At 31.1% G+C, this 16,951-nt stretch carries 11 protein-coding genes and 1 tRNA gene; 3 read left to right on the plus strand and 9 right to left on the minus strand.

The window, feature by feature from the left end; genetic code table 11:
- Positions 1-43: 43 nt before the first annotated feature.
- From hflC to orn, 7 genes are all read right to left on the minus strand, one after another.
- A complete protein-coding gene (gene hflC / locus JK145_RS00655; protein ID WP_220665228.1) occupies positions 44-1,072 on the minus strand; it encodes a protease modulator HflC in 1,029 nt (342 codons plus the stop codon).
- A gap of 6 nt (positions 1,073-1,078) precedes the next feature.
- Positions 1,079-2,344 carry an FtsH protease activity modulator HflK gene (hflK, locus tag JK145_RS00660; protein ID WP_220664961.1) on the minus strand — a complete coding sequence of 422 codons (1,266 nt, stop codon included), beginning with the start codon at positions 2,342-2,344 and terminating at the stop codon, positions 1,079-1,081.
- Positions 2,345-3,114: 770 nt separating this feature from the next.
- On the minus strand, positions 3,115-3,381 hold the full coding sequence (hfq, locus tag JK145_RS00665) for an RNA chaperone Hfq (RefSeq protein ID WP_220664962.1): 267 nt from the start codon (positions 3,379-3,381) through the stop codon (positions 3,115-3,117).
- Between the two features lie 140 nt (positions 3,382-3,521).
- Positions 3,522-4,484 (minus strand): tRNA (adenosine(37)-N6)-dimethylallyltransferase MiaA, encoded by a 963-nt coding sequence (gene miaA, locus JK145_RS00670; protein WP_220664963.1) that lies wholly within the window; start codon positions 4,482-4,484, stop codon positions 3,522-3,524.
- Between the two features lie 998 nt (positions 4,485-5,482).
- Positions 5,483-6,877, minus strand: a complete 1,395-nt coding sequence (locus tag JK145_RS00675) for an N-acetylmuramoyl-L-alanine amidase (RefSeq protein WP_220664964.1) — start codon at positions 6,875-6,877, stop codon at positions 5,483-5,485.
- Positions 6,878-7,354: 477 nt separating this feature from the next.
- Positions 7,355-7,429 (minus strand) — tRNA-Gly (locus JK145_RS00680).
- A gap of 504 nt (positions 7,430-7,933) precedes the next feature.
- Positions 7,934-8,479, minus strand: a complete 546-nt coding sequence (gene orn, locus JK145_RS00685) for an oligoribonuclease (RefSeq protein WP_220664965.1) — start codon at positions 8,477-8,479, stop codon at positions 7,934-7,936.
- Positions 8,480-9,257: 778 nt separating this feature from the next.
- Between orn and asd the strand changes: the two genes are divergently transcribed.
- Entirely contained in the window at positions 9,258-10,145 is an 888-nt protein-coding gene (gene asd, locus JK145_RS00690; RefSeq protein WP_220664966.1) for an archaetidylserine decarboxylase, read from the plus strand.
- Positions 10,146-10,198: 53 nt separating this feature from the next.
- Positions 10,199-13,384, plus strand: coding sequence for a miniconductance mechanosensitive channel MscM (mscM, locus tag JK145_RS00695; RefSeq protein WP_255555772.1), 3,186 nt, complete (start codon positions 10,199-10,201; stop codon positions 13,382-13,384).
- 99 nt (positions 13,385-13,483) lie between these two features.
- On the opposite strand, the gene epmA is transcribed toward mscM, so the two are convergent.
- On the minus strand, positions 13,484-14,470 hold the full coding sequence (gene epmA, locus JK145_RS00700; protein WP_220664967.1) for an elongation factor P--(R)-beta-lysine ligase: 987 nt from the start codon (positions 14,468-14,470) through the stop codon (positions 13,484-13,486).
- 800 nt (positions 14,471-15,270) lie between these two features.
- The gene (gene efp / locus JK145_RS00705; protein WP_220664968.1) at positions 15,271-15,852 is read right to left on the minus strand and encodes an elongation factor P; all 582 of its coding nucleotides are present in this window, start codon (positions 15,850-15,852) and stop codon (positions 15,271-15,273) included.
- A 35-nt stretch (positions 15,853-15,887) separates the two neighbouring features.
- Here efp and epmB point away from each other — a divergent pair, with 35 nt between their 5' ends.
- Positions 15,888-16,901, plus strand: a complete 1,014-nt coding sequence (epmB, locus tag JK145_RS00710) for an EF-P beta-lysylation protein EpmB (protein ID WP_220664969.1) — start codon at positions 15,888-15,890, stop codon at positions 16,899-16,901.
- The last annotated feature ends 50 nt before the right edge of the window (positions 16,902-16,951 follow it).

Below are 16,951 nucleotides of genomic sequence, written 5' to 3' on the forward strand. Positions count from 1 at the left end.
ATAAAAATTCTCCAGAATATAAAAAATCAGAAGAGTAGTTCAATCATTTTATTTTAAAAGAATCCTTAGAATTTTGACTAGTCATACTTGACGATTTCATGAACCGAAAAAAATCACTATCCGGATTAAGTACCATTAAATCATTTTTGTTATTAAAACTTTTTTCGTATGCGCGCAAACTACGAATAAAGACGTAAAAAGAAGGATCTTTGTTAAATGCATCAGCATATAGTTTGGCGGTTTCTGCATCTGCCTCACCACGAATAATCAACGCTTGACGCTTCGCTTCAGCTAATGTGCGAGCTACTTTATAGTCTGCTGCAGCACGCAACTTTTCTGCTTCTTCTTGTCCTTGCGAACGGTGACGACGAGCTACAGCTTCTCGTTCAGCACGCATACGCTGATAAATTGCATCAGAGACTTCTGATGGAAGATTAATTTGTTTAATACGTACATCAACGACCTCAATCCCTAAAACAGCCATGCTGTTAGGACTGACAGAAAACAAAGTATCGCTGACTTCTTTCTCTGTTTCCAAAGGAGCAGGTGGGATTGCACTCATTGAAGTTGTTTGTATTCCTTCATCATCATCAGATGTTCCATTATTTAGTGAATCGCGTACATCAGTCATCAAGCGATTACGGGAGTCTGTAACAATTTCTTTAACGTTTAATCGACCTAACTCTGAGCGCAAACGGTCGGAAAATTTTCGTTTTAATAACACCTCTGCTCTAGATATATCACCGCCTCCAGTGGCTAAATAATAACGACTGAAGTCGCTGATCCGCCATTTGATGTATGAGTCAACAATTAGATCTTTTTTTTCCATGGTAACAAAACGATCAGCTTGATTTTCCATGGTTTGGATACGTGCATCAAGATTTTTAACTTTTTCAATAAAAGGTGTTTTCATATGTAAACCAGGACTATACACTAACGGGTTATTATTTCTGTCTCGTAATACTTTACCAAAACGCAAAACAATACCGCGTTGTCCTTCCTGTACTACAAAAAATGCTGTACTTAGTAATACAGATCCTACTATTGTAATAAATAATAAAATTTTACGTATCACAAATTATTCTCTCCCTGTGCGTAAAGAAGTTTCAGTACGTTTTGCATTAGTACGTCGTTGATCCAAAACATTTTCTTTAGCATTGTTTTTTTTAGTAAGTGATCTAGTAGTAGTAACATTCTCCATATCTGGCAAGATAGGAGGATTAACAACATTTTTTTTCGGATGAAAATTATCAAAATAATTGAGAGGTGCTTGTTGTGATGTCTGATCTATTGGTAATAGTACTAGTAGATTATTGCTATTTCTCTGCCTGTCATTGACTAAAATCTTTCTTGTATTACTTAATATACGCTCCATTGTGTCGATATACAAACGTTCACGAGTAATTTCCGGCGCTGCTCTATATTCTGGAAGAACTTTAAAAAATCTTTGAACCTCTCCCTGCGCTTCTAATACAGTATGAGCTTTATAAGCTCTCCCTTCTTCTAAAATGCGCTGCGCCTGTCCATTCGCACGCGGTTGTACTTCGTTTGAATATGCTTCAGCTTCACGAACATATTGTTGTTCATTTTCTCTTGCAGCAATGGCATCATCGAATGCTGCTTTTACCTCTTCCGGGGGTCGAGCAGCTTGAAAATTAACATCTAATAAAACAATTCCCATATTATATGGAAGAATAGTTTCTTCCAAAACATGCTGAGTATCACTACGTACCAAAGTACGACCTTCCGTTAAAATACGATCCATAGTATATTTACCTATAACGCCTCGTAAAGCGCTATCGGTTGCTTGACGCAGACTATCATCAGCATTAGTTACACTGAATAAATAAAGATTAGGTTCAGTTATGCGATACTGAACATTCATTTCTACACGAACAACGTTCTCATCAGAAGTTAACATCACGCCGGAAGCAGCTAGTTCTCGCACAGATTCTACGTTAACAGCAGTTACGGTATCAATATAAGTCGGCTTCCAATTCAAACCAGGTTGAACTAATCGATTCAACTTTCCAAAACGCAACACTACCCCGCGCTCAGCTTCTTTAATCGTATAGAATCCACTTCCAACCCAAATAATTATAAGAATTACGCTTATCAAGCTAATATAACAGACATTTTTTTTTGGTAGTCTAAAACTCATACCGTCTTTTTTATTACTGAATTCATTTAACCTAAATCCAATTTTTTTGAGAAATTTATCTAAATAAGAAGTTTTTTTTTCAGAGTTTTTTTTATTGTTTTCAGTAGAATCACTATTGCTATTATTTTTTCTCCCCCATGGATCGTGATCTTGCTTATTGTTCCCAGGATGATTCCACGTCATAATTCTAGCTCCATTTTAATAACTAATCAATTTAATTTAAGGCTTAACTGCACCGCAAAGATGGTTTAAATTCCAGTAAGGGTTTTTGATTCTTAAGTTGATACTGAAACCAATGGCTGCAACTAATTTTGCTTCTATATTTTTTAGTAAACTCTCTTAATTTTAAATTATTGTTTCTTTTCTTACGTTAAGTCATAGTTATACTTTTTTGATAAAAATTCCGGTTAACAAATTATTTTTGAAGTATCTAAGTAGGCAATTTTTCTTTTATCAAAGATGAATTCGAAGTATTTATTAGTAGTGATATTAGTCGAGATCACTAGCTAATAACGTTTATTTCGCTTTCAAAACAAATAGTAACCGATTTTAAATTTGAGTAAACTCGTAATCTCTATGAGATTAGTATATTAATATATTTTTTATCATAATAAAAATGTACAATAACTTATTGATACACAAACTTTTGGAGAAATAAAGCACGAAAATCCTTTTAGCTCAATGGAAATTCTCCTATGTCTAAGATAGAAGTTTCATGTTATAAACATTTCTTTCTTAGAAAGATTTAAATATATGATTTACTCAAATTTATTTTTGAATTAAAAAGTGAGTTTGTTTACTGAGCGCGTAGTAAGTAAATTGGTATATAATTTATCTTTTTTGAACTTATTCGACTTCTATTATGATAGAGATTTTTGTAAAAAACTTACTCTAAAATTAGAATCGGAAGAGGCATGTTATTTATTATTCATTTTAGGAATCAATTGAGGGGCTTAGTTGTTTTCATAAAAATAACCGCTAGAAGTAGCTAAACTAGGATTATTGTCATGATATGAAACTGAACGCGCAGGAACTATAGTTGAAATAGCGTGTTTGTAAATTATTTGGCTAACTGTATTTCTTAATACAATAACAAACTGATCAAAAGATTCAATTCGACCTTGTAATTTGATACCATTTAATAAATAAATAGAAACCGGAATATGTTCTCGACGCAATGTATTTAAAAACGGATCTTGTAAAGATTGTCCTTTAATCATCTTATTATATCCTTAATATTGTATTCCTGACATTTATTAAGAATTATTTTTTTAGATTAATAGTTCTAAGCTAGAAGCTTATACAATTAAAATAATTATTGCCAATAAAAACATTTTATCTGTCTGCTTGCTAACTAAGTTTATGCAAGGTTGTCTGATTGTAGATTTTTAACTATTTGCAGAGCTCTCTTGAGAGAAAGGTTAGAATTGTTGTTCTCTATCCAGTGAATATTGGCCCAACGTTTTAACCAGGAAATTTGATGCTTAGCTAGCTTTTTTGTTGCGCGAATTGCATGAAAAATCATGTCATCATAATTAATTTCATTAGATAAATATGACCACATTTGACGATACCCAACGCAACGGATAGATGGTTTATTTTTATGTAAATCATTTCTTGAAAAAAGCATATTGACTTCTCGTTCAAAACCATTATCTATCATCTGATAGAATCGTTGCGTTATACGTTGATGCAATAAATCGTGATCAAACGGAATAATGGCAAGTTGAAAGACTCGATATCCTAATACCTCACCGGATATTTTTGTTAGTTCAGTTATTGTATTACCAGAAATAATAAAAACTTCTAGCGCACGTGATAATCTCTGAAAATCATTTGGATGAATGCGACTTGCAGCAATTGGATCAATTTTTTGCAGTCGCTTATGTAGAGCTATTTTTCCTACCTTTTCCACTATTTTTTTAATATAACGACGAACCTCATAATTTGCAGAGGGTAAATAAGAAATTCCATACAGAAGACTTTTAAAATAAAGCATGCTTCCACCAACTAGTAATGGAATTCGTCCTGTTTTAGTGATATCTATCATTTCCTTTACTGCGTCACGACGAAAATCTGCCATTGAATAAATTTCAGATGGATCACGAATATTTATTAAACGATGTGGTATCGCCTCTAATATGCTAGAAGGTGGTTTAGCTGTACCGATATCCATTCCTCGATAAACCAGTGCAGAATCAACACTAATAATCTCTATTGGAAGATATTTATATAATTCTATTGCTAATGAAGTTTTTCCAGAGGCAGTTGTTCCCATGAGAAAAATGGCTGCAGGATGAGAAGAACGTACATGTATGGTCATGATTTGTGTTTTAGTTGTTTAGAAACATACAACTTTTAGCAAAAAAACTTTTTTCTACTGAAAAATAATTTTATTGCATATGATATTTTTAGGAGTAGCTTGTAAATAACAGAGTCTCGTAACCATAAATTAGTAAAAAGAAAACACAGATTGTTATATTATGTGTATTGCTGATGATTGGAATCATAACGTTATTTTTATAATTTTTAAAAAATTTGCTGTTATAATAATACCTGCATTGTATCACTTTTCTTTTAGAAAGATACCTTTCTATGAGGTATTTTTTAAAATTTAATTAAAAAAATTCATTATACATGGATTTATTATACTGTAGCGCATAACGAGTAATCGTATACGATAAATTTTTAATTCAGAATTAAACACAATTGGTAATCTATTTGAAATGCTAAAGAGAACTCTTTTTAAAATCGAAATAATAAAATACTGATACTTTTATCCATTGTTAACTCTAGTTGAAGCATAGTTTTTAATTACACCATTTTTTCTAAAAAATTCTTCTATCTTAATATTAAGCTGATAGCATGAATTATCCCTTAAGACAGCTGCGAAGATTTTTAAGGTTTAAACAATTTATCTTGAATAATTTAAAAAAAATAGGTTTTTTTGTAAAAAACTACTATAACATAAGATTTATAATTGCTTCAAATTTCTTTTGAGGTTAATTAGAATAATTAAAATTTCTCCTATCCTAATATCATAGGGTAACGAGTTGTTGACTTATCTTATGAGATTGACAGATACTCCATAATGCGCAGCAATTATTCTTAATGAATTTCCATTTATTACTTGATATTAGTAATACTCAAGTGATCTTGTATTTTTGAATTTTTTACCAGGTAAAATGAAAGTTCTCTGTATAATTTTTCATTATTCTTTTTCAATTTATTTAATATAGAAGTCGAAACTATGTGAATCTTACCTGTCTTCTACATGAAGACGTTGCTAACTCACAACGTTTATTGTTATTAAAATACTGTTTAATAAAAGGTATTGTTATTTTGAACATTTTGATTTTTATTATCAAAATTTACTCTCTTTGAGAGATTAGTACTACTTTTTAATTTTGGAATATAGCGTAATGAATGCTCAAAAAAATAAGAGCGTAAACCTAAGTATACGGCATTAGCAATTTTATCTTGATAAATTTTGTTAGTTAGCTTTTTCGCTTCTTTAGGATTGCTAATGAAACCTGCTTCTATCAATAGTGAAGGAATGTCCGGTGAACGAAGTATTCCTAAACTAGCGTGTTCTGGTTGATATTTATGTAGATTGCATACTTTTTGTAACTGACTTAGAATTTTTACTCCTATTTCATATCCTACTCGTTGTGAATAACCAAATTGGAGATCTAGCAACGTTTGATTAAGATAAACATCAGTTCGTAAATCTCTGGTTGAAAATTTTTCAAGCTTTAACAATTCAGTACGTTTTTCACATTGTTCCAACCGATCTACTATTTCGTTATTGACACGTCGATTAGAAAGCACCCATACTGATGCGCCGTTTGCATTATGATTTTTTGCGGAATCAACATGAATAGATATAAGCACTCTAGCTCCATTTTGACGTGCTATGTCAGAACGTCTCTTCACTGGAATATAAAAATCGTTGTTTCTAATTAGAAACGGTTTAAAGGTGAAATCCTTTTTAAGCAATGTTTTTAAATTTCGCGCAATAGCAATAGTCACGTCTTTTTCATATAAACCATAAGAAGTGGTCGCTCCAGGATCTTGTCCACCATGTCCAGCATCAATAGCTATTATAATTGGTTTAAAGTTTATTTTTGATTTATTTTGTGTAGTAGATATTGAAGCTAGTGGCGTCATTACTGTAATTGGTTTCTTTATTCCTAATTTTTTATTAAACAAATTTCTTTTTTCTTTAGGTGATTTGTGTATTTTCGTATTCGAAATGCGTTTACTTGTTTGCAAAGAGGGTTTAATGAAACTCAATTGCCGACTGACAATGGTTAATATAAGATCATAGTGATTATTAACCCGTTTTGTTTTAAAAAAAATTTTAGACTCTTTAGTCAGATCACATATTAGTTGCAAAATTTTTTTATCATGGAACATTCTGATATTAATGCACTTAAGGATTTTTTTTTCATTGAACTCAGCTGATCGTCGTTTTTTCAAAATTAAATCGCTGCGATAAATATTAACCATAATCCTTTCAGGACAATGAACTAAAGAAAAAGAATACATTGGCTTTTGAATAAATTTTAATGTGATTATTGACTGATTGAATTTATTAATGATATCTATCAGAATGGGGTTTTTTTCTGTTGACTCTGTATTTTTTACTGACAGGCTCAGCATAACTAACACAAATATGGCTCGCATTAAAAAGATCATAAATTGTAGTAACATACCACAGTAAATATACCTTTAATTACTAATTAAAAGATAAACAGGCCCAGCCATAGAAAAAACAATAAAAGGTGAATAAAAATTCATTAGTGTTTATGTTGTTCTAAAATAGAATTAATTAGGTCTTTTATTAGAAAATAAGTTGATATGTAACATCACAGTATCATTATCGATGATTAATTATTTAAAAATTTTTACAACAACATACTAGAGTGAGTTGTAGTTTCTACGTTTTTTTCAGAATCTTCTTTTAGTTGAAATTAATTTTGTAATGTCTAACAAAGATTGAATGCCTGTCTTTTAGCATAAAGAGAAACAACTAGATGAAATGGTGAATTTTTTAAATTAATACCGTTGAATATAGCTTTATAATTAGAAAGAAAATCAACCTGGTTCAATCAATTTTTTAATTTACATTAATTCCTGTTTCTTACATTTAAGAAAATTTAATTTTTTAACTATATTATTGTTTATTTTTGGAGCGGGAAACGAGATTTGAACTCGCGACCCCAACCTTGGCAAGGTTGTGCTCTACCACTGAGCTATTCCCGCATATATTAGAAATTTGCTTTCATATCTCTAATGAGATTGCATTTCTTCTTAGAAAGAATTAATTTTTTCTTGAATCTAAATAAGATTTTATTTTTTTTGAAAAAATCAATTTTAAATTAAAAAATCAAAAATCATGATCTTATTTTTTTATCTCTTAATTTTTTATAAAAAATGATATTTTTGCTTTACTTTTTATTTTTTCGATTATTGCGAAATTGTTTTGCTATTCATTATTTGATCATGTAAATATTATATTAGTGGAATCACTAAACGAGATATTTGACATGCTTCTTAATAAAGAATGGCATGTGTTTCCTTCTAAAAAAGACAGATAAATAAACTTTTTTCTATCTACAAAAACAACTAAAATCTTTGAAAGGCTAATTGATAATTATTAAAAATAATAAATTACAAACGATTTTTTGAGGAAATCATTATTTTTATAATAGAATCTGTAATTTATAGAATACTTACATTTCTAAATGGTTTTTTACTAATCTTTCATTAAAGACGAATAAAATGTTCCCTATAATAAGCCATTTCAGCTACTGATTCTCTGACATCACTTAGAGCTTGATGGACTTTATTTTTTTTTAATCCAGATAAGATCGCTGGTTTCCAACGACGTGCTAGTTCTGCTAATGTGCTAACATCTAGATAATGATAATGAAAGTAAGCTTCAAGTTCTGGCATGTAGTATGACAAAAATCGTCGATCCTGTCCGACACTATTACCACAAATTGGTGATCTTCTAGCTGGAACCCACTTCTTAAGAAAAGATAGAGTACTCATCATTGCTGTTTCTTCATTAAGTTGACTATTTCGCACTTTCTCAATTAATCCGCTAGATGTGTGAATTTGTCTATTCCAATCGTCCATTAATGATAATTGACTATCAGACTGTTGAATAGCTAACACAGGGCCCTCTGCTAAAATGCTCAAATGAGCATCAGTAATTAACGTTGCTATCTCAATAATACGGTGTTTTCTTGGATCAAGTCCAGTCATTTCTAGATCAATCCATATTAAATTATTAATATTTATTGTCATAATCCTCAAAGAGCATCTTTACAAGAATATTACTTTCTATCTTTAGTTACAATTTCTAATTGTTAAATTTATTGTCAAATGTTTACAAATTGCTCGTCTGAATTAAATCAGTGAGATTAAACTTCTTTCGAAGAAAGCTTTTTGTAAATTATTATGTTGAAATATCATCTTATTCTTCTCATTATACAACAATAATTGCTTAGCTTAGTTCATATAAGGAAGCAGTTAGAAAGATACATCTCTTTCAGTCAAGTTTATATACTAATTTTTTAATTCTATTTTATTTAAACTGTTTAAAAATGAAACCTATAGTTCTTGTTTTTGAATAAGTCAAGATATAATGAGCTCGAACGATTAGTAAGATCAAAAAATTGAATTTCTAACCGTAAGACTAATTTTAGCAATAATTCATTTAGATAATACTTTACTATCAGTCCATTTACAATGAAGAACATTATATTCTGCATATAACAAAGATCTTTTTTTTCAAAAAAATGGTACTTTTCAAGTGTTAATTATTTAAAATAAATAATGGATAATACAATTTTAAATTTAAACTTTACAGAAATTACAATCTGGCTATATCCATTTTTAACTTAATCATGTTAGTATTTTACATATCTTTTATCGCTGAAAAATTTTTTAAATGATTATTATTGATAATAGTCCAATGTTAAAATGCATGCCCTTTAATCTTTAAAAAAGAAACTATAATACATATAAATTTTTTTGATGATTGATTGTATAAACTATTTATGATTAAAATACGAGGTCTCGTTTGGACAAACTAAAAATAATTTTACATCAATTTCTTCCTAAGAAATGGATAACAGAATTAATTGGCTTAGGTGCTGAATACCGTGGAGGATGGATTACTAAAGTTTTGATTTCTTTGTTTGTTCGTTGGTATAACATTGATTTAAAGGAAGCACAAAAACAAGATATATCCTTATACTCTACCTTTAACGAATTTTTTGTCAGACCACTACGTTATGAGGTTCGTCCTATTGATACTGATCCAAAAGCATTGATATGTCCGGCAGATGGAGTTATTTCCCAAATTGGGTTTATTAAAGACAAACAGATTTTTCAAGCAAAAAAACATTACTTTAACCTAGAAGCATTATTAGCATGCAACGAATTTATGGTAGCCAAGTTTCAAAATGGAATTTTTGCCACTATTTATCTTTCTCCTCGAGATTGTCACCGTATATATATGCCTTGTGATGGCATTTTACATGAAATGTTATATGTTCCTGGCGAATTATTCTCTTTAAACTCACTGGCAGTAACCAATATTCCAAATGTATTTGCTCGAAATGAACGTGTTATTTGTTTATTTGATACAAATTTTGGATTAATGGCTCAGATTTTGATAGGTGCAATCATTGTTGGTAGTATCGAAACCGTGTGGGAAGGAGTTATTACTCCTCCGCGAGAAGGAGTCATTAAACGATGGCGTTATTGTCATGCGGATAATAAAAAAAAGATAACTTTGCTTAAAGGACAAGAAATGGGACGTTTCAAACTTGGTTCTAGCGTTATTAATTTATTTACTAACAACAGTGTAGTTTTAAGCGAACATCTGCATAAAAATTATACTATCCATTTTGGTCAAAAATTAGGCCATGGAATCCCACAAAATAATATACATAACAATGTATAGCCCTCAACTGACTTGAGCTTAAAACTGTTAAGCTAATTGAAGAACTTCTTACTTTGCGCCTGATTACAATTTTTATTTTAGGATGGCTATCATTCTTTCCAATCTTCGCCACTAATTTATCTGATGAGGTTTGGGTTAAAACATCTTTACAACATTTTCAAGAAAATAAAAATGAATTAAAACAAACAAATTTGTTTATTATCAAGAAATTGGAATCCGTGTTAAATTCTGTTGTTGAGCAAAAGATGCTTATTCTGAAAATTGAAAACTTTCAAAATCAGAAAGCCGATAATAATTTACTAACAACTGCTTGTCATTTTTTCAAAGAAAGTGAAAAAGATAGAATCTTGTTAAAAGATCTTTTTATTTCTAGTTTAAGACTGATTGACAATCAGTTCAACTGGCTTCTATTGAAGATAGGCAATCAATTTATAGATCAGTTAAATCAATTGCAAAAAGAGTGGAGATTGTTGTGTATTATTAATGATTCGTTGACAAGTTTATTATCTTTTCAGCAACAACAAGCTAAAGCATTAAAAAACCTAAATAATATAGAGCAAAAAAATCGACTTTTTTTTATACAAAAAAATGTTTCGAAAATAATCCAAAAGGATATTGAGCTAGAAACAAAACAAAAAATTACTGAATTAAAAACAAGAAAATTAAATCCTATCCAGTTTCCCGAGATTATTAATAGTCAATTAAAAATTAATCGTGAACTTTCTATTACTCTAAGTCAACAAGCAAAGCGTTTGGATTTTATCATTGGTCAGCAACGTCAAGTTTCCTTACAAACTCTCCAAGTACGGCAAGCTCTTGTCACTCTTCGAGAACAAGCACAATGGTTGGATAAGTCACCAGTTTTAGGAGAAACACTTCGAGCGCAAGTTGCTAGACTACCGAAAGTATCAAGATCGCAACAACTTGATAACGATATGGCTCAATTACGCGTTCAACGTCTTTATTTTGAAGAACTAATGAATAAATTGGCACAATCTCTTTATGCAACTTATCGTCAAGATAATGGGCTGCCATTATCTTCTGCACAAAATCGTATTCTTGAAAAACAACTCGCCATACAACGTAATCTTCTAAATGCATTATTAACGGGATGTGATACTCAAATTCTAGAACTAACTAAATTGAAAGTAGCCAACAGTCAGCTTAAAGAGGCAATGAATGAAATGCAAGAAGCTACGAATCGCTATCTTTTTTGGGTAGCGGATATAATTCCAATTTCTTTTTCTTATCCATTACTTGTTGCTCAGGACTTACGTCGATTAGTAACTTTAGATACTTTTCATCAATTAACTAATGCGTTTAGCATGATAATTTCTAGTCAAGAAACACTTTTTTTATTATTTGGAGCATTGTTATTAGGTTGTTTTAGCCTTAGCTCCCGTCATCATTATTATGCTTTTCTTGCTAGAACTAGTGGTCAAGTAGGAAAAGTTAATCAAGATCATTTTTCTTTAACTTTGTGCAATGCTCTTTGGTCAGCACTGATAGCTTTACCTTTACCTATCCTATGGGCCGTTTTAGGGCATGGATTAAGACATGCTTGGCCTTACTCGGTGGCAGTTTCTATTGGCAATGGGTTTACTGCTACGATACCAGTTTTATGGATATTTGTAATGTGTTTTCATTTTTCACATCCGCAGGGACTATTTATAATTCATTTTGGTTGGCCAAAACATCAGGTTAAACGTGTACTTCGTTATTATAGTTTAGCTATTGGCATGATTATTCCAATGATAATGGCGTTGATTTTTTTTGACAGTTATAGTGAGAGAGAGTTTGCTGGAACTTTAGGAAGATTTTGTTTTCTCTTATTATGTATTTGTCTGGCTATTGTGACTAATAGTTTGAAACGAACTGGATTGCCACTTTATTTTGATAAAAGTGGCAGTGGAAACAATGTCGTTAATCACTCTTTATGGAATCTTATGATTTGTGCACCTGTTATTGCTTCCATTTCATCTTGTCTTGGATATTTAACAGCAGCAAAAGTGTTATTAACACGACTGGAAACTTCATTATCTATTTGGTTTCTATTATTAATAATCTACCATATCATACGAAGGTGGATGTTTATTCAAAGGCGTCGTATTGCATTCGAACGAGCCAAACAACGTCGTGCAGAAATACTAGCTTATCGAGCACGTACAGAAGAGGACTTGCCACAATTGCAAATGAATAACGAAGTTGCTGCTGAAGTCGATGCAAAGGTGTTAGATCTTGATACTATCAGCGCGCAATCATTACAATTGGTAAGGTCAATCTTAGCATTAGTTGCGGTATTATCGGTAGTTTTATTATGGTCGGAATTACATTCAGCTTTTAGTTTTTTGGAAAATATAACTTTATGGGATACAACTTCAACGAGTCATAAAGTTGATGGCATTCAATCAATCACGTTTGGAGCAGTATTGATTGCCATTTTAGTTTTTATCATTACTGCACAAATGGTACGTAATTTACCTGCTCTTTTAGAATTAGTTTTATTACAGCATTTAGACTTAACTCCTGGAACTGGATACGCTATAACTACTTTGACCAAGTATAGCCTAATGTTAATAGGATGGCTTATTGGTTTTTCTATATTGGGAATTGAATGGTCAAAATTACAATGGTTAGTAGCTGCGCTTGGGGTTGGACTAGGTTTTGGTTTACAAGAAATTTTTGCTAATTTTATCTCTGGACTAATGATTTTGTTTGAAAGACCTATCCGCATTGGCGATACAGTCACAATCCGTAATTTAACTGGAAATATTACAAGAATTAATACTCGCGCTACAACGATTACAGATTGGGACCGTAAAGAGATCATTGTTCCGAATAAAGCTTTTATTACTGAACAATTTGTGAATTGGTCGTTATCAGATACCTTAACGCGTGTAGTGTTGAACGTACCTGCTCCATCAAACGCTAATATCGAACAAGTGACTCGCATTTTAGTACAAGCCGCTCAAAAATGTCCGTTAGTTTTAGAGTTTCCACCACCTGAAGTGTTTTTGGTTGATTTACAAAAGGGCTTACCATTATTTGAATTACGCATGCATGCAGCAGAAATAGGACATAGAATGCCACTGCGACATCAGGTCCACATGTTAATTTTAGAGAGCTATCACAATAATGGTATGGAATTACCATTTCCTCCTTTTCAATTACGAGAAGAACAAATTAAAGTAAGTAATATCGCTAATGATTTTGTTAAATCAGATAATGGTTACATTTAAGACTAAATATAAAGATCCGCTCTATGAGCTCTGACGCCTTATTAAAGAAAGAGTTAATGTTACATTATAGTGTAGAATTTGGAAATATGTTTTAAACATTTAAGCTCGCTCTACTGAAAAAGCAATTACGTCGTTTAAACAATTTGTATTCAACACCATCATAATTAAACGGTCTATACCTAATGCTACTCCAGAACACGCTGGCATTCCATGAGTCAAAGCCGCTAGAAAATTTTTGTCAACAGATTGCTTATTAAGTTGCATTTTTTCTCGTTTGCGATTATCCTGCGCAAATCGCTGACGATGTTCATTTACATCAATTAGCTCACGAAATCCATTAGCTAACTCAATACCTCTAAAATAAACTTCAAATCGATCTACGACGCGACAGTCTTCAACGTTAACTTCAGCTAATGCTGACTGCGAAATAGGAAAAAGGTAAATAAAAGTAGGTTTTTTAAGTCCAATATTTGGTCTTACTTGTATTGTAAATAATAATTGTACAAGTGTGTCACGATCCTCTTGTTTCTCTATTAAATAAGCTTTTTCTTCTTCTTCGAAGAGATTTAATTTCACGGCTGCATCGTATAACTGTTTTTTATTTGCTGATAAAGGATCAAATCCTACATGATTTATAAAAATTTGCTGATAAGTAAACATTTCCCTACCATTACAGTCTAGAATATTCTGTAATAAATCATTAACTTCATTCATCAAACAATGAATATCGTAATTTAGTCGATACCATTCAAGAATAGTAAATTCTGGATTATGATAACGACCAATCTCCTCGTTACGAAAACTATGACATATTTGAAAGATAGGGCCACTTCCTGCAGCAAGGAGACGCTTCATATGGTATTCAGGACTAGTTATCAAATACAATGGAACTGTTTTCGTACTAATTCCTGATTTAGTGAAATACGTCTGAAAAGAAGATAAATGAACATCCGTCACTGTAAAGTGACTCATTGATGGTGTTTCTACTTCAAGAAGCCCACGATTCTTAAAAAATCGTCGAATTTGATCTAAAATTGCAGCACGTCGTGAAAGGTTAGAAATAGGAGCACTTGGTTTCCAGTTCATTAATATTGCCTTTTGTGATTACTCTCTATATTTTATTACTAATCGAACATAATTAGAAAATTTTTTACTTTTATGGAATGGTTTTACTATCCTATACCAAGGGATGCTGTAATGATAAATCCATCATTTAATAATTAACCGAACGAGTTTGCTTATTTCGCTAAATTTAAATATTCCGTGCTTTCTAATTTTTTAGTTCACTACTCCTCACTTCATATACATTCCAGACATCTGTAACAACTAACATTGATTTTTTCTTCATTTTTATCACTGTATTATTTTATTTCAAAAATTTCATAATCTAAAAAAAATTATTTTTAATAAAGTTAGTTTGTTTACAACTTATGAATATCTCATCTCTTAAACTGAGATGAACTTACATCATCCTTAACTATATTCAATTAAACGTTAAATTTTTAACTTCTTAAGAAGAAATCTTCATCACAAGGAAAATCAATAAAGGATAATAAAAATTATACAGTAGAAATTGGTTAGCTAAGAGCCATATCATTATCAAATATATGAATATTTTTAGTAAAAAATTACTTGATCTTCATAATCTTTTTGCTTATTAAGTAATAATTTGAATACTTATAAACATTTAAGATCTGAAAAAATTTAATTAATATAATTTAATGAATTTAATTTTATTATTGTAATTCATCTATACTAGGACCTATTCTAGTTTTTATACCTACATCAAATCCATGAATTAATTTATTCAAAAAAAAATAATTTTTGCTTCATAGAAATGATTGTTTTCAAAAAAACATAAGCATCATTTTTGGTGGAAATAAAAACTAAAGTTGTTTAATTCGAGAAACATACTCTCCTGAGCGGGTATCAATTTTAACTGTTTCTCCGGTCCGCAAAAAAAGCGGGACTTTTACTACTGCGCCGGTTTTTAATATAGCTAATTTATTGGAACTGCCTCCTAAAGTGTCTCCTTTCAAATTTAAATCAGTATTAATAATTTCTAATTCTACAAAATTGGGAGGATTTACGATAATAGGCTCTCCATTCCACAGTGTTAACGTACATATGGTTTGTTCTACCATCCATTTAGCGTTATCACCAATTGCTTTATTGTTAACAGCTAGTTGCTCATAAGTTTTTTTATTTATAAAATACCAAAATTCTCTATCACGATATAAATAAGTTAAATTTATTTCTACAACATCAGCGGCTGGTACTGAATCACCAGACTTAAAAATTTTTTCTAGAACTTTTTTGGATATTAATTTTTTTAAACGAACACGATTAAATGATTGTCCTTTTCCTGGTTTTATAAATTCATTTTCAATGATTATACACGGTTCACTATCAACGATAATTTTAAGACCAGAGCGAAATTCGTTAGTATTGTAATAATGAAGTGACATAGTATCTTTTTTTAATTAAAAATTAGTGAATTACAATGACGTATATTGCACCTCTTAAAGAAGATTGGTTGCGTCAACTTAGTGATGTTATTACTGATCCTTTTAAACTTCTCCAGATTCTTAAACTTGAAAAAGATCCTTTTCTTTGTAGAGTTGTTGCAGCAAGTCATCTTTTTCCTTTTCTGGTTCCTCGTGCTTTTGTTTCTCGAATGAAACCCGGGGATCCAAATGATCCTCTTCTCCGTCAAGTAATTACAACAAACGAGGAATTTAATTTAATACATGGATTTAGTGTTAATCCACTGAACGAACATAGTGTCATTCCTGGAGTGTTGCACAAATACAAAAATCGTGCACTAATTCTAGTAAAAAAAAGTTGTGCAATTCACTGCCGATACTGTTTTCGACGATTTTTTTCATATAAAAAAAATCAGGGAAGTAAAAAAAACTGGATGCGGATAACAACCTATTTTCAGGAACATCCTGAATTAAATGAAATTATTCTTTCCGGTGGTGACCCACTAATGGCTTTAGACGACGAATTGGGTCAACTTATTTCTTTGTTGGAAAAAATTCCTCACATAACTACAATTCGCATTCATAGTCGATTACCCGTCATAGTTCCTGCTCGTATCACTACACGATTATGCCAAATATTGGCGTTTTGTCGAATGAACGTAGTATTAGTGACGCATGTCAATCACGCACATGAAATCGACTTTGATTTTTACAAAAGTATGGCTAAATTGCGAAATGCAGGAGTAACTTTACTTAACCAAAGTGTTTTGTTACGCGGAATCAATGATAATGCTAACATTCTAGCAGAGCTTAGCAGGACATTGTTTAATGCAGGTGTTCTTCCTTATTATCTTCATCTTCTAGATAGAGTTCATGGAACATCGCATTTCTTAGTAGAAGATAAGCAGGCAAAGAAAATTATGCGTCAACTACTAGAAAAAACATCAGGTTATTTAGTGCCAAGACTAAGTCGAGAAATAGCTGGAAAACGTAGCAAAGTACTGTTAAGTTTTGGCACTAGATTAAAATAATCATTTCTAATGTTTTTAGTCAAAAGGAAAAACTTATCCTTTTTTAAAAA

Origin of the sequence: Sodalis sp. CWE, from assembly GCF_019646055.1 — a bacterium.
Lineage (GTDB): Bacteria > Pseudomonadota > Gammaproteobacteria > Enterobacterales > Enterobacteriaceae > CWE.